The sequence below is a fragment of the Methylobacterium sp. R2-1 genome (assembly GCF_014191355.1).
In the GTDB taxonomy this organism is placed as follows: Bacteria; Pseudomonadota; Alphaproteobacteria; order Rhizobiales; family Beijerinckiaceae; genus Methylobacterium.
On the sequence record NZ_JACHWM010000002.1, the window covers coordinates 466,302 to 481,698 of the forward strand.

General features: G+C 67.4%; 9 protein-coding genes and 1 tRNA gene. 6 read left to right on the top strand and 4 right to left on the bottom strand.

Annotated elements, in window-relative coordinates:
• Nucleotides 1-112 precede the first annotated feature (112 nt).
• The 6 genes from FHU13_RS04790 to fdhF all read left to right on the top strand — a co-directional run bounded on the left by FHU13_RS04790 (nucleotide 113) and on the right by fdhF (nucleotide 12,490).
• Nucleotides 113-685: a sigma-70 family RNA polymerase sigma factor gene (locus tag FHU13_RS04790; RefSeq protein ID WP_183434692.1), complete on the top strand. Its 573-nt coding sequence runs from the start codon at nucleotides 113-115 to the stop codon at nucleotides 683-685.
• A gap of 83 nt (nucleotides 686-768) precedes the next feature.
• On the top strand, nucleotides 769-1,542 hold the full coding sequence (locus FHU13_RS04795) for an anti-sigma factor family protein (RefSeq protein ID WP_183434693.1): 774 nt from the start codon (nucleotides 769-771) through the stop codon (nucleotides 1,540-1,542).
• Nucleotides 1,543-2,787: 1,245 nt separating this feature from the next.
• Entirely contained in the window at nucleotides 2,788-6,666 is a 3,879-nt protein-coding gene (locus FHU13_RS04800) for a glycosyltransferase (RefSeq protein ID WP_183434694.1), read from the top strand.
• A 709-nt stretch (nucleotides 6,667-7,375) separates the two neighbouring features.
• Nucleotides 7,376-7,687, top strand: a complete 312-nt coding sequence (locus tag FHU13_RS04805) for a hypothetical protein (RefSeq protein ID WP_183434695.1) — start codon at nucleotides 7,376-7,378, stop codon at nucleotides 7,685-7,687.
• Nucleotides 7,688-7,749: 62 nt separating this feature from the next.
• The gene (locus tag FHU13_RS04810; protein WP_183434696.1) at nucleotides 7,750-9,468 is read left to right on the top strand and encodes an NAD(P)H-dependent oxidoreductase subunit E; all 1,719 of its coding nucleotides are present in this window, start codon (nucleotides 7,750-7,752) and stop codon (nucleotides 9,466-9,468) included.
• A 52-nt stretch (nucleotides 9,469-9,520) separates the two neighbouring features.
• Entirely contained in the window at nucleotides 9,521-12,490 is a 2,970-nt protein-coding gene (gene fdhF / locus FHU13_RS04815; protein WP_183434697.1) for a formate dehydrogenase subunit alpha, read from the top strand.
• A gap of 245 nt (nucleotides 12,491-12,735) precedes the next feature.
• On the opposite strand, the gene FHU13_RS27535 is transcribed toward fdhF, so the two are convergent.
• From FHU13_RS27535 to FHU13_RS04835, 4 genes are all read right to left on the bottom strand, one after another.
• A complete protein-coding gene (locus FHU13_RS27535) occupies nucleotides 12,736-13,314 on the bottom strand; it encodes a molybdopterin cofactor-binding domain-containing protein (RefSeq protein WP_312889547.1) in 579 nt (192 codons plus the stop codon).
• 471 nt (nucleotides 13,315-13,785) lie between these two features.
• A tRNA-Arg gene (locus FHU13_RS04825) sits at nucleotides 13,786-13,862 on the bottom strand.
• A gap of 172 nt (nucleotides 13,863-14,034) precedes the next feature.
• Nucleotides 14,035-14,481: a YeeE/YedE family protein gene (locus FHU13_RS04830; RefSeq protein WP_183434698.1), complete on the bottom strand. Its 447-nt coding sequence runs from the start codon at nucleotides 14,479-14,481 to the stop codon at nucleotides 14,035-14,037.
• Nucleotides 14,478-14,897 (bottom strand): YeeE/YedE family protein, encoded by a 420-nt coding sequence (locus FHU13_RS04835; protein ID WP_183434699.1) that lies wholly within the window; start codon nucleotides 14,895-14,897, stop codon nucleotides 14,478-14,480. Before FHU13_RS04835 ends, FHU13_RS04830 begins: the two co-directional genes overlap by 4 nt.
• Nucleotides 14,898-15,397 lie beyond the last annotated feature (500 nt).

A 15,397-nucleotide genomic window follows, 5' to 3' on the forward strand; every position in this document is an offset into this window, starting at 1 on the left:
CGTGCATCGCGCCGGTCCGGCAGGATCACGACCTGCCGAAATTTTATCGCGAAATTTTTGCCGTCGGAGCGGCGTGAGCGGATTAAAGGGGGCGGGCAGACGTCAACGGTTTATGGTGCTCGATAGAACGCGCTCGAAACGCTCCGATATCGTCGATCTGCTGGTGCCCCTGCGGCGCTACGCACGGTCGCTGACGCGGGATTCGCTCAAGGCGGATGACCTCGTCCACGATACCATGGTCCGCGCCCTCGAATCGCGCGCGAACCTGAGGCCCGACACGAACCTGCGCACCTGGATGATGACGGTGCTGCACAACGTCTTCATCGACGAGCAGCGCCGCAAGCGGGTCGAGGCGCGCCATGCCGACGTGCTGGTACAACTCTCCGAGGAGATGGCCCCCCCGGCCCAGGAAGGGCAGGTGCGGCTGATGCAGATCCGCAAGGCCTTCGAGAGTCTGCCCGAGGAGCAGCGCGCCGCGCTTCACCTCGTGACCCTGGAGGGGATGGCCTATGCCGACGCGGCGGCCGTGCTGGGCATCCCGATCGGCACCCTGATGTCGCGGCTCGGGCGCGGCCGGGCCGCCCTGCGCGCCTTCGAGGAAGGCAGCCATAAGGGCAAGGCGAGTTCTTCCGACGAAGGCCCCGAGCGTGGCCGTGCACATCTGCGTGTCGTCGGGGGGAATTGATGACCCTGACGAACCGTTAATACAGCAACACCGGTAAGCGACGGGGCTGGACGGTGAGCAAGCAGGGCAGTCGGAGTGGGCTGATGGTTGATCCAGTCACGGAAACCGATCTCATCGCGTATGTCGATGGCGAACTCGACCCGATGCGTCGCGTCGAGGTCGAGGCGCATCTCGCGCGCAATCCCCAGGACGCGCTGCAGGTCATGGCCGACCTGCGCGACCGCGACGCCTTGCGTGAAGCCTTCTTGTCCGTGCCGAGCTTGCCGCCGGAGCGGCTGCGCGCGAGCGCGCGCCGGATCGACCGCGCCTTTGCGTGGCAGCGGGTCCGTTCCCGCATGCGCCGGGCGGCGGCCGTCGTGGTGCTGGTCGGAGCCGGCTGGCTCGCCCATACCGAGAGCGGCAGCTTCGGCGTGCCCGGCTCCTTCGCCTCGCCGATCGACCCGTCCTTGGCCGAGGAGGCGAAGCAGGCCCGTGAGGCAGTCCAGATCCGCGCCCGCGTGACGAGCCAGTTCTCCGTCGCCTCGGCCTACGATCCTGCCGCCCTCGAAGCCGCGACCGGTGTCGATCTGCCGCCGCTGCCGAAGGGCTGGGTCGTCCGGGACGTGCAGATCTTCCCAAGCCGAAACGGCACCGGGATCGAGGTGTCGATCCAGTCGGCCGAGATCGGTGAACTCGCCCTGTTCGCCAAGCACAGCAGTGGAACGCTGCCGGCCGAAGGAGCGGAGCCGGTGGCCCGGTCGAGCGACGGGACGACCGCCTATTGGCGCAACGGCAACACTGCCTACGCGTTGAGCGGCTCGCGCAACGATCCGGCCCTGCACGCCGCTGCTGCCCGCCTCGCCGCGATTCGGGAGTAGGGCCCGTCCGGCGATGGCGGATGCCGGATCGTCGGGTTCATCGTTTCAAAAGGGGGCCGCGTCTGTCGTCCCTGATTGCGCTTGGCCGAAACACGCGGCCTTGGCAGCGATTCGTGGCTGGTCGAAAAGGTCATCGTCAGCTGCCAAGCGGCCCGAATTGTGCGGTCGCGCGGCTGCACTCGATCTTCGCGGTTCGTCGAAGAAGCCGGTCCGTTGCGAGCGGCCTTGTCCGTCGCGACCGTTTCAGGTCTTGCTGGAGCGCGATCGAGGACGAGGGCCGCGTGAGCTGGGAAGCCGGTGAGCCGTGAGTGGGCGCCTTCTCCCGATAAGCCGAAGGCGGATGAGCCATCCGAGTGATAGGCTGGAGCCGGGATGACAGCGGCTGATCGAGTCAGGATCCAGGTTCCTGATCGAGTGTGCCGTCTGGAAGGCTGGGTGCCGTCTTCAGGAGAGTGTCGGTGCACCTCCAAGAGGTGCGAGTGCAAGGCCCGCGGTCAAGGCCTGTTTCCATTCCGAGATGCCGGTGCCGCTGGGGTTTCGTGTTGGGCACCGACAGCAAAGCGTGGCAGGATTCCGCAGCGTGTGAGATCGACGTCGCCTTCAGGCATGACGCGCTCATTCTTCTCTTGATTAAAAAATGTTCTCTAGGTAACAAATGCGCATCAGGTTAGTGTATGGCGCAATTAATACCAGTTGTTACGGGTATTGTTTGTATTCTGATGTTTGACAATGATATCTACTTGATTGATTTGTTTTGAGTGGGTTTTTCTGAATTCCTAATCCGCGCGGCATGTCTTCTGGGCCGAGCCTATGAACGGTTTAAGCCGATGCCCTCAGTTTCGTGTGGTATAGACAGGACCGTCACCAGCTGTTCCCAGAAAATGGATATAGACTGCCCCATGACGGCAGATCCATCCGCCTCGGCCGGCTCCTCGCGCTTGGGTTGTGGTGGAAGGATTGCTCCCGGCGAGCGTAATGGCTACTGCTTCGCTTGTTGCGGTGCGGTCGAGAGGCGAGATGTGAAGTCTGGCAATCCGTGCAGAGGCCGTTCAGAAGCCGGGAACAGGCATTCCCCGCGCTCCCTGCTGTCCCGCGCTGCAGCAACGTGCAGGGAGTGATAAGATCCCTTCCCGTGCTTGGCCGGATTGATGTTGCATCGGCCCATCGGTTGCCCGACCCGAGCGGGAAATCGACCAGGATCCTACCTGAAAATCGTGGATCAATCCACGCGCGAGGTTTCTGACGGTGTTCAGGCGCAGCTTGCAATTGCTCTCGAAGCAGGTCGGCCTCGGGAAGATCCCGCGCGGGCCCCGGCTGCGAGCGTCCGGAGGACTGACAGGCCAGGGCGGCTTCGATCCCGTCTTCTATCGGCGATACTATCCGGACCTCGCCGTTCTGGGTGAAGACGGGAAGGCCCTCAGGGAGCACTATGTCAGGCACGGCCGAAAGGAGGGTCGGGCTCGGAATGCGGCCGCACTGATCGCTGCGCTGGAGCGTGACCGAGGTCCGCTGCCAAAGGACTTTATTCCTGAACATTACCGGGCGCTCTACGACGATCTGGCCAGCCTGTCCGAGCCGTGGGAGCTCAGCGAACATTATCTGCGCTTCGGCCGATCCGAGGGGCGTGCATACCGGGCGGACCTATCGGTCCTCGATCAGGAATATGAGCGCCTGCTCGCGCCCGGTGCCGCGTCGGGTGGGCGCCGCCCCGCCGAGAGCTTCGTTCACCTGCTGGTCGCCGCGCGGGTCCTCCCAGGGCGATGGCTCGACCTTTTCGTGCTCCACGAATTCGCCCTGCTGAACGAGGGATGGCTGACGCACACGCCCACCTCGCGCATGGAGGGGCTTGTCGCCTTCCTGACCGAGGGCGTGGACCGCCTTGCTCCGATCTCTCTGAGCTTGCGCTTCGACCCCGCCTTTTATCGCTCGAACAATCCGGACGCTCCTGTCGGCGCCAGTGATGCCGACCTTTACCGCCACTGGCTCGGTCAGGGCATCCAGAATGGGGAGCCCGGCACCGAGGCCGCGGCGCTGGTCCAGCTTCTCGGGGAGGAGCGTTTTCCCGAGAGCTTCGACGAGGCGGCCTACCGCTCGCTGCTGCCCGAGGGGGTCGCCTCGCCACAAGCAGGGCGGCTGAACGCCCTCCGGCATTTCATCACGACGGGCTTCCAGCTCTGGGAGCTGGAGCCCGTGCGGCAGGTCTGCTCGGCCCAGTTCCTTGAGCGGATCGGCGAGTACCATCTCGTCCGTGGCAACGCCATCGCGGCCAAGGAAGCCTTTGACCGGTCGCTGAAAGCAGGCCTCATCTCCGGCCGCCTCCATCATCGGCGCGGCGACGCGTTGCGCGCCCTCAGCCGCACCAACGATGCTGCGCGCGCCTTCGCGAATGCGGCGGATGTCCCGGGCGCCGTCGTGTGGAGCCATATCCACGCGATCGACGGTCTGCTCGCACAGCCAAGCGGTGTTGCGGAGGCCCTCGACCGTGTCCAGCGCTCGGCCGAGGAATGGCACGCCAACGCGCACTGGCGCTCGGCCGCGCATCGCGCCCTGGTGGCCTCCTTCGCTCTCACGAGTGAGAAGGCGCGGGCGGACTACGCCGCCGGCCGGCGCCAGGAGGCGGATGATCGCCTCACTGCCTGCCTCGACCAGATCAGCAGCCTGATCGAGGCGGTCGATCCGCTGCCGGCACCACTTGCGGCTCCGGCGAACGGACATCTCGTCATCGTCGCCAACCGCGATCTTCCCCAATGCGACCATTACCGTGTCGTGCAGAAGATCCAGCAGCTCGAGCATGGCGGCTGGACGGTCGAGGTCTTCACGCAGGATGAGGCGGCCGATTGCCGGCCGACCCTCGACAGAGCCGCGGCGGTGATCTTCTACCGCGTGGCGGCCTTTCCCGGCGTCCTGCACGCGATCCTCTACGCCCGCGCGCTCGGCCTGCCGACGATCTACGAGATCGACGACATCGTCTTCGATGCCGCCATGTTCCCGGATCCCCTGGAAAGCTTCGAGGGCCAGATCACACCCAAGCAATACGTCGATCTGCAGTACGGCGTGCCGCTGTTCCGCTACGCCATGCAAGCCTGCGACATCGGCCTCGCCTCCACGCCGGCGCTGGCCGAGCGGATGCGTCCGCTCGTCCGCTCGGGCGTCTGCCACATCCTGCGCAACGGTCTCGACACGCGCAATCTCCCTTTCCTGAAGCGCCCGCGCGCGCCCTTCTCGGACAAGACCCTGACCATCTTCTATGGATCGGGTACGCGCGCGCACAACAAGGATTTCAACGACCTCGCCGCGCCCGCGCTCCTCACGGTGATGGAGCGGAATCCGCATGTCCGCCTCGTGATCGCCGGCTATCTGCGCCTCGGCGACGGATTCCGGCGGTTCGCGCACCGGGTCCGCCAACTCGGCTTCACCGACGACGTGGCGGCCTATTGGGAGGCGCTTTCGGGGGCGGACATCAACCTGGCGGTTCTCGCGCCCGGCCCCTTCGCCGACGCCAAGAGCGAGATCAAGTGGCTGGAAGCCGCCATGTGCGGCATCCCCTCGATCGTCAGCGCAACGCGCACCTACCGGGAGATTCTCCTCGACCGGCAGGATGCCCTGCTGGCCGAGACGGTTCAGGATTGGACGAAGGCCCTCACCACGCTGATCGGCGACCCCGCCCTGCGCCGAAAGATCGGGGATCAAGCGCGGGAGAAGGCGGTGGCGTCCTACGGTCTGGATGCCGCCGTCGAGGTTCTGAACGGGATTTTCGCCGCCCCACCCCAACAGACCAGGCGGCAGGCCGCATCACGCCTTCCGGCCGATACGACGCCACCCCCCCCGGGAATGGTTGCCGAGGGCTGGGCCGATCTCACCGGCGCGGATGCGCCGCCGCTGACAGAGGCGGCAGGATCCGTCGTACGGACGCGCCGGGGAGGCAAGCCGCGCATCCTGGTGATCAACGTCTACTTCCCGCCCCAGACAGTGGGGGGCGCCACACGGGTCGTGCGCGACAATATCGATCACATCCTCGATCAGGCCGCGGACCGGTTCGAACTCGCCGTGGCCGCATCTGACATGGAGGCCGAGCCCCCCTATCAGACCCGCATCGACGCCTATCGCGGCATCCCCGTCTTCCGCATCGCCACACCGCGCGAACGGAACATGGACTGGCGTCCGTTCAACCCGAGCGTGCGATTGCCATTCGAGGCCCTGCTCGACCGCTTCGAGCCCGACCTCGTCCATGTCCACTGCGTGCAGCAACTGACCGCCAGTGTGGTCGAGGCGGTGCGTGCCAGGGGGATTCCCTACGTCGTCACCGTCCACGATGCGTGGTGGATCTCGGACTTCCAGTTCCTCATCGACGAGGACGGGCTGGTGCAGATGCCCTCGCCCGACATCCTCGCCGACGCGTCGAGCCGCTCCGTTACCCCGACCGGCTCCATCGCGCGCCGGCGCGGGCTGGCGCGGATGCTCAACGCGGCAGCGACCATCGCGGCGGTGTCGGAGCCCTTCGCCGACATCTATCGCAAGGCAGGTTTTCCTCAGACGATCGCGATCCCGAACGGCGTTCCGCGTCTGACGCCGGTCGCGCGACGGAAGAGTTCGACGGACCGCGTCCGCCTCGGCCATATCGGCGGCCGCACGGCGCACAAGGGCGCCACCCTGGTCGAGGCGATCCTGCGGGCCGGCCGGTTCGAGAACCTGAGCCTGACCCTCGTCGATCACGCCCGGGCAACGGATTACGTGAGCGACGAGACCTGGGGCGCCACCTCCGTCCGGATCGTCGGCAAGGTGCCGCAGGAGCAGATCGGCCAGCTCTACGCCGAAATGGACGTGCTGCTCGCTCCTTCTCTCTGGCCCGAGAGTTTCGGACTGGTGACGCGGGAGGCGCACGCGGCGGGGCTTTGGGTCGTGGCAAGCCAGCTCGGCGCGATCGGTGAAGACATCGACGAGGGCGTCAACGGCTTCCGGGTCGATGTCCGGTCCCCGGATGGGCTGCGCGCGGTCTTCCAGCGCATCAATGCCGATCCCGGGCGGTTCCGTACGAGCCCGCCGCAGCCCTCCCATCCGCCCCGAACCGCGGCGGATCAGGGCGAGGATCTGATCGCACTCTACGATCGACTGCTCGCCCCGTGAGATAAGACAGACGCCGCTCTCGGCGCGCTTCGCGCCTCAAGGACGGCCGCTCGGCTACTCTGCGAGACGGCAGCGGTGTTTTGACCCGGTCGTTCCCCTCGGGCCTGCCGGGAGGGCGACGCCGGGCGGTGACGAGGGGAGCGAGGTGGTGCTAGGCGGTGGCGGTCCTGTCCCGTCCTCGGCGCTCAAAGAAAGGCCCATCGTTCAGGTCGCAGGTCGCAAAGCTTGCCATTGCCGCTTTCACGGGACCGCACTTCCCGGCATCGAGTCCGTCAGGAGGCGGTCAGGTCCGGGCACTCACCGGATCGTGCCATGGACGGTGGTCTCGCAACACGCGTGAGCCAGCTATTGGGCCGCGCGGCATGATGATTGGGATCCAATCCGTCGGTATCAGGTTTGCTCCCGATCCAAAGCGTGGACGGCCTGTGGGCCCTGTTCGCAGCGATGGGCGGTGCCGGATGGCGTATGCGGCGGACAAACCCACCTCCTGGCATTCCTGACCTGCTCTGCAGGACGCGAGCCTGTCCTCCGGAGAGCTGTCTTTCTTAGGGTAGACCAGAACGCTGGTGGGGTATGCCCTGCATGCAGTTTGGTATAATGACAATCCGACATATGACCGGCATTATATCACCGGATTTCCAGGGCCGGCAGACTTAGACAAGAACGAGTTCGCTATGCAGAGCTTCATCGTCCTAAGGATCGCGCGGGCATGACCATGGATGCCAGCCGCTTGGCGGCCGCGGTTACGGATGCCTACGCCGCGGAAGCCAAGCCGCCGCTCACGCAGGAATTGATCGCTCAGGTTCGCGATGTCGTGGCGAAAGCCTTCGCATCTGATCCCGGTGAATCGTCGGGCGGCGATCGCCTGGAACTGCTGAATGCCGCGCTCGACGCGTTCGAAACGGAACTCGATGCCGTCGTCGGTCCTCGAGTCGCCTCGCTGGACGAGGCATCGGGGGCGGTCGCGATGCGGCCGCGCTCCGAGGCGGGGCAACCGCTGCGCGCCTTCGGCGGCCAGTAACCGCCCGCTCCCCGGCATCTTCCCGTCCCTTCGTCCCCATAAGCTGGAACACAGGTCGCGTCATGAGTGAGGCAATAGGGACTGTCCGGCGCTTCGCGCATCCGGGCCGTGGCCGTAATGTCACCCGCGCCGTGCCGAAGGGCCGTCAGGTCGATCCCCACGCCAAGGTCGAGATCGAGGAGCTGCTCGGCGCCCGCTCGCGCCAGCGCGACCTGCTGATCGAGCACCTGCACCTGATCCAGGACACCTACGGCCAGATCAGCGCCGACCATCTCGCGGCGTTGGCCGACGAGATGAGTCTCGCCTTCGCCGAGGTGTTCGAGACCGCGACCTTCTACGCGCATTTCGACGTGGTGAAGGAGGGCGAGGCCGACATCCCGCGCCTGACGGTCCGGGTCTGCGACAGCATCACCTGCGCGATGTTCGGCGCCGACGAGTTGCTCGAAACGTTGCAGCGCGAACTCGCCTCGGACGCGGTCCGCGTCGTGCGCGCGCCCTGTGTCGGCCTGTGCGACCACGCCCCGGCGGTCGAGGTCGGGCACAACTTCCTGCACCGGGCCGATCTCGCCTCCGTGCGCGCGGCGGTCGAGGCTGAGGACACCCACGCCCACATCCCCGACTACGTCGATTACGAGGCCTACCGGGCCGGCGGCGGCTACGCGACCCTGGAGCGGCTGCGCTCTGGCGAACTGCCGGTCGATGACGTGCTGAAGGTTCTGGACGACGGCGGCCTGCGGGGCTTGGGCGGCGCCGGCTTCCCAACCGGCCGCAAATGGCGCTCCGTGCGCGGCGAGCCCGGCCCCCGGCTGATGGCGGTCAACGGCGACGAGGGCGAGCCCGGGACCTTCAAGGACCAGCTCTACCTCAACACCGACCCGCACCGCTTCCTCGAAGGCATGCTGATCGGCGCCCACGTCGTCGAGGCGGCGGACGTCTACATCTACCTGCGCGACGAGTACCCGATCTCTCGCGAAATCCTGGCCCGCGAGATTGCCAAGCTGCCCGAGGGCGGCACCCGCATCCACCTGCGCCGCGGCGCGGGCGCCTATATCTGCGGCGAGGAATCCTCGCTGATCGAGTCGCTGGAGGGCAAGCGCGGCCTGCCGCGGCACAAGCCACCGTTCCCGTTCCAGGTCGGCCTGTTCAACCGTCCGACGCTGATCAACAACGTCGAGACGCTGTTCTGGGTGCGCGACCTGATCGAGCGCGGCGCCGAGTGGTGGAAGAGCCACGGCCGCAACGGCCGCGTGGGCCTGCGCTCCTACTCGGTGTCGGGCCGCGTCAAGGAGCCCGGCGTCAAGCTCGCTCCGGCCGGCCTCACCATCCAGGAGCTGATCGACGAGTATTGCGGCGGCATGAGCGAGGGGCACAGCTTCGCGGCCTACCTGCCGGGCGGCGCCTCGGGCGGCATCCTGCCGGCCTCGATGAACGACATCCCGCTCGATTTCGGCACGCTGGAAAAATACGGCTGCTTCATCGGCTCCGCCGCGGTCGTGATCCTGTCCGACCGGGACGATGTGCGCGGTGCCGCGTTGAACCTGATGAAGTTCTTCGAGGACGAGTCCTGCGGGCAGTGCACGCCCTGCCGCTCGGGCACCCAGAAGGCCCGCATGCTGATGGAGAACGGTGTGTGGGACACCGAACTCCTCGGCGAGCTGTCGCAGTGCATGCGTGACGCCTCGATCTGCGGCCTGGGTCAGGCAGCCTCGAACCCCGTCAGCACCGTGATCAAGTACTTCCCCGACCTCTTCCCGGAGCCGCGGGCCGTGGCGGCCGAATGACGCCGCGGACGACGATGACTCCTTCCCCGATGCCAGAGCCTGGAGCGGACGCATGAGCAACGGCCCCGAACCGCACGGCAACAAGATCGAACAGCCCGAAATCCGTGCCAACGAACGCCAGGATGCCGGCGGTCCGGTGGCTGGTGGGCAGCCGGTCTCCGGCGGCGCCTACTCGCAGGGCGCCAAGTCCGGTGGCCAAGCCGCGCCCGATCCCTCGGGCACCTACGGCCTCAAGGACCGCCCGACCGCGCCCGCGACCATCACCTTCGAGTTCGACGGTCAGCAGGTCGAGGCGCAGCCCGGCGAGACGATCTGGGCGGTCGCCAAGCGCCTCGGCACGCATATCCCGCATCTCTGCCACAAGCCCGAGCCCGGCTACCGCCCGGACGGCAATTGCCGCGCCTGCATGGTCGAGATCGAGGGCGAGCGCGTGCTCGCCGCCTCGTGCAAGCGCACGCCCGCCATCGGCATGAAGGTGAAATCGGCCACCGAGCGCGCCACCAAGGCCCGCGCCATGGTGCTGGAACTGCTCGTGGCCGATCAGCCGGAGCGCGCGACCTCGCACGACCCGTCCTCGCATTTCTGGGTGCAGGCCGACGTCCTCGACGTGACCGAGAGCCGCTTCCCCGCCGCCGAGCGCTGGGCCGGGGACATCAGCCACCCCGCCATGAGCGTCAACCTCGACGCCTGCATCCAGTGCAATCTCTGCGTCCGCGCCTGCCGTGAAGTGCAGGTCAACGACGTGATCGGCATGGCCTATCGTGCCGCCGGCTCCAAGGTCGTGTTCGACTTCGACGACCCGATGGGCGCCTCGACCTGCGTCGCCTGCGGCGAGTGCGTCCAGGCCTGCCCGACCGGCGCGCTGATGCCGTCCGCCTATCTCGACGCCAACCAGACCCGGACGGTCTATCCCGATCGCGAGGTGAAGTCGCTCTGCCCTTATTGCGGCGTCGGCTGTCAGGTCTCCTACAAGGTCAAGGACGAGCGGATCGTCTATGCCGAGGGCGTGAACGGCCCGGCCAATCAGAACCGGCTCTGCGTGAAGGGCCGCTTCGGCTTCGACTACGTCCACCACCCCCATCGCCTGACGGTGCCGCTGATCCGCCTGGAGAACGTGCCCAAGGACGCCAACGATCAGGTCGATCCCGCCAATCCCTGGACCCACTTCCGTGAGGCGACCTGGGAGGAGGCGCTCGATCGCGCGGCCGGCGGCCTCAAGCAGATCCGTGACACCAACGGCCGCAAGGCACTGGCCGGCTTCGGCTCGGCCAAGGGCTCGAACGAGGAGGCCTACCTCTTCCAGAAGCTCGTCCGCCTCGGCTTCGGCACCAACAACGTCGATCACTGCACGCGCCTGTGCCACGCCTCGTCGGTGGCCGCGCTGATGGAGGGTCTGAACTCCGGCGCCGTCACCGCCCCCTTCGCGGCGGCGCTCGATGCCGAGGTCATCGTCGTCATCGGCGCCAACCCGACCGTGAATCACCCGGTCGCGGCGACCTTCCTCAAGAACGCGGTGAAGCAGCGCGGCGCCAAGCTGATCATCATGGATCCGCGGCGCCAGACGCTGTCGCGCCACGCCTATCGGCACCTCGCCTTCCGCCCCGGCTCGGACGTGGCGATGCTCAACGCGATGCTCAACGTGATCATCACGGAGGGGCTCTACGACGAGCAGTACATCGCCGGCTACACCGAGAACTTCGAGGCGCTGCGGGAGAAGATCGTCGACTTCACGCCCGAAAAGATGGCCTCGGTCTGCGGCATCGACGCCGAGACCCTGCGCGAGGTCGCCCGGCTCTACGCCCAGGCCAAGTCCTCGCTCATCTTCTGGGGCATGGGCGTGAGCCAGCACGTCCACGGCACCGACAACTCGCGCTGCCTGATCGCGCTCGCTCTCATCACCGGCCAGATCGGCCGGCCTGGCACGGGTCTGCACCCTCTGCGCGGCCAGAACAACGTCCAGGGCGCCTCCGACGCCGGCCTGATCCCGATGGTCTATCCGGACTATCAGTCGGTCGAGAAGGACGCGGTCCGCGAGCTGTTCGAGGCGTTCTGGGGCCAGTCCCTCGATCCGCAGCGGGGCCTCACCGTGGTCGAGATCATGCGCGCGATCCACGCGGGCGAGATCAAGGGCATGTTCGTCGAGGGCGAGAACCCGGCGATGTCCGATCCCGACCTCAACCACGCCCGCCATGCGCTGGCGATGCTCGACCATCTCGTGGTGCAGGACCTGTTCCTGACCGAGACCGCCTTCCACGCCGACGTGGTGCTGCCGGCCTCAGCCTTCGCCGAGAAGGCCGGCACCTTCACCAACACCGACCGCCGCGTGCAGATCGCTCAGCCGGTCGTCGCGCCGCCCGGCGACGCGCGCCAGGATTGGTGGATCATCCAGGAGCTGGCCCGGCGCCTCGGCCTCGACTGGAACTACGGCGGCCCGGCCGACATCTTCGCCGAGATGGCGCAGGTGATGCCGTCCCTGAACAACATCACCTGGGAGCGTCTGGAGCGCGAGGGAGCGGTGACCTATCCGGTCGATGCCCCGGATCAGCCCGGCAACGAGATCATCTTCTACGCCGGCTTCCCGACCGAGAGCGGACGCGCCAAGATCGTGCCCGCGGCGATCGTGCCGCCGGACGAGGTGCCGGATGAAGAGTTCCCGATGGTGCTCTCGACCGGCCGCGTGCTCGAACACTGGCATACCGGATCGATGACCCGGCGCGCCGGCGTGCTCGACGCGCTGGAGCCCGAGGCGGTCGCCTTCTTGGCGCCGAAGGAGCTCTACCGTCTCGGTCTTCGGCCGGGCGGATCGATGCGGCTGGAAACGCGGCGCGGCGCCGTCGAGCTGAAGGTCCGGTCCGACCGCGACGTGCCGGCGGGCATGATCTTCATGCCCTTCTGCTACGCCGAGGCCGCCGCCAACCTGCTGACCAACCCGGCCCTCGACCCGCTCGGAAAGATCCCCGAGTTCAAGTTCTGCGCGGCGCGCGTCGCGCCCGTGGAAGCCGCACCGATGGCCGCGGAGTAACCACTTCTTATCACGACTGGCGGCGCGTTCAGGCGCGCCGCCAAGCCACCCGAGCACATGCAACCCGCTGGGCGGGCGGCACGGGTCACGAAGCGGCCTCGTGCCCGACCTTCGCGTCCGAGCCCTGCAGGGGTTGTGCAGCGGTTTGCGGATGCGGCGGCCGGTGGTGTGGTACACGGTGTCGGCGACCGCCGCGTTGACGCCGATGATGCCGAGTTCGCCCGGCCCCTTCACCCCGAGCGGGTTCACGGTTCCGTCGGTGTCAGGCACCAGCAGCGCCTCGACCGCCTCGGTGTCCATAGCAGCGGGGACGAGATACTCGGCGAGATCGGCATTGCGATAGGCAACGCCGTCGAGGACCGTCTCTTCCATGAGCGCCGATCCCAGACCCAGATCATCCCGCCGAGGAGTTGGCTGCGCGCCGTCAGCGGGTTGAGGATGCGGCCGGCCGCGAAGGCTCCGGTCAGCCGCGCCACCCGGATCTCACCAGTCTCGGCGTGGACATGCGCTTCCGCGAACTGCGTCCCGAACGCCCATTTGAGCGCGTCGCCTCCCGCGCCAGCCGCCTCGCGCAGCTGCTCGCAGCCGAGCGCCAGCGCACTCATCAGGCTCGTCGTAGTGCTCGATCCGCCCGAGAGGCCGCCCGCCGGCAGGGCGGTGTCGCCGAGCTGCACCCTCAGCCGTTCCACCGGCACGCCGAGCCCCTCGGCCGCCCCCATCGCCAGCAATGTGGTGATGCCGTTGCCGATCCCGACCCAAGCGGGATATGCGAGGAGTTGGCGTAACCGCCCGCCATCAGATGCGGGACGGGAGCGATCGCACACGCGAACTCGCGATGCGTGAAGATCCCGAGCAGGTCCGGCACGGCCTTGGCCGCGGCGAGATCGAAGCCGCGGATCCGCGCGCGCGATCGTGCCGGTGACGAGGGCGGCGTGCGCGGTCCCGTGCTCGCGCCGACCGGATGCATAGATCGCCGTTCCGGTAACCTTGGCTCGCCCCTCGATCCGGGCACGCGGATGCCCCAAGACCTTGTCCGAGGCCCCGTCCATAGTTCGTTTCAGGGCTGTGTCGGCCTGATCCATCGCGAGCATCTCCCGCACCGGAGGCTTTCTCAGCGATGCCGAACCCGGCCCGGAAAGCGGCGTGCTTCTTGATCGCTTGGCAAGGACGGCCGGACCTGCCGGTCTCCGCACGGCGTCGAAACGACGCTGACCGGCCTCACCGCTCAGCGCGGATATGGATTGGTCGCGCCGAGCAGCGCATCCGGCGGCAACGCATCGATTGCGGGGGGAGTTTGGCGACCCCGGCAGGGCTCGAACCTGCGACCTGCCGCTTAGAAGGCGGCTGCTCTATCCAGCTGAGCTACGGAGTCTGGTGCCAGGAGGGCCAAAAGCCACGGGACCGTGCCGGGGTCAAGCCTCGGCACCGCCTCGCTCATTCCCTCCCGGCGAAGGCCCGAAAGATCAAGCTCTTAGCTGCCCCGAGGACGCAATGCCCGCCATCTTCGACCCGTGGCCGGCGACCGCAGAGGGCTTCGTTCGGGCTCACCGTGAGGCGCCGCGCGACAACGGCCTGCGGCTGGTCGTGAGGCGATAGAGCAGCATGCCGACGAGCATCGCGGCAACGAACAGAAGGATCGAAGGCAGCCCGAGCACGAGGCCGGCGAGAGCGGGGCCGGGACAGAAGCCCGCGAGTCCCCAGCCGATGCCGAACAGCGCGGCGCCACCGAGGAGCCGAGCGTCGGGCCTCGGATTCGTTGGGACCTCGAAGCGGGGGGCGAGCAAGGGTCGTCTCATCCGTGCCTTGAGCCCGTAGCCGAGTGCCGACACTCCGACCGCTCCGCCGAGGACGAAGGCGAGGCTCGGGTCCCACGCCCCCGCGAAATCGAGAAAGCCGAGCACCCTCTCGGGATCCATCATGCCCGAGACAGCGAGGCCGAAGCCGAACAGCAGGCCGCTGATAAGGACGGCCGCGAGGTGGGAGAAGTTCATCGCACGACTCCGTGCCGGACCAGGAACACGGTGACGATGGCGGTCGCCATGAAGGTGACGACCGCCGCGATCGAGCGGGGCGAGAGCCGCGCCAGACCGCAGACCCCGTGTCCGCTCGTACAGCCGGACCCGAGCTGCGTGCCGTAGCCGACGAGAAGGCCCGCAGCGGCGATCAGCGGCCAGGATGCCTCGATCCGCACTTCCGGCCAGGATCCGACCGCCAGCCGGTACAGAACCGGTCCGAGCAGCAGGCCGACCAGAAAAGCTACCCGCCAAACGGCGTCGCGACCGGCGGGACTGAGCAATCCGCCGGCGATGCCGCTGATGCCGGCGATGCGGCCGCTGGCCAGGAGCAGGAGTGCTGCGGAGGCGCCGATCAGCGCGCCGCCTCCGAGAGGAGCGAGAAAAGCCGTCATTTCGAACCTCCGATCCTTTCGCCCCGATTGCGTAAGTGAGAGGAGCCTGATGCGACCACCTTCTCGTCAGGTACCGTGCTGCACGACCACGAGACAAACATCGATCGACCGGACGGGCCCGCGGCGCAACGGTGTGAGATCTCGGCAGCGCCGCTGGCCTGCTTGCGCGACGTCGCCGGTCCGGTGCTCAACGGCAATGTCGGCATGACCGCCCGCGCTTCGCGGCGATGTGTGTCGTCTCGAAGCCGAGCGAGGCCGTTGCAGTTGACCATCGCGCGACGACGCGTGACAGCACCCTGACCGCAGATAGTCCCTCAGGCGTCGCCAGCGGCCTCGTGGCCGCCTTCCTCGCGCTTTCCCTGATTTTTCGATTGACGTGCCGGGCGCGGCTGCCTATACCCAATTTCACCGACGGGGCGCCGCGGCTCACCAGTGGGTGGAGCGGGGTTCTCGGGGGTCTTCGGGCTTGTGGGTGGAGCGGAGCTGATCCGGGCGACTGG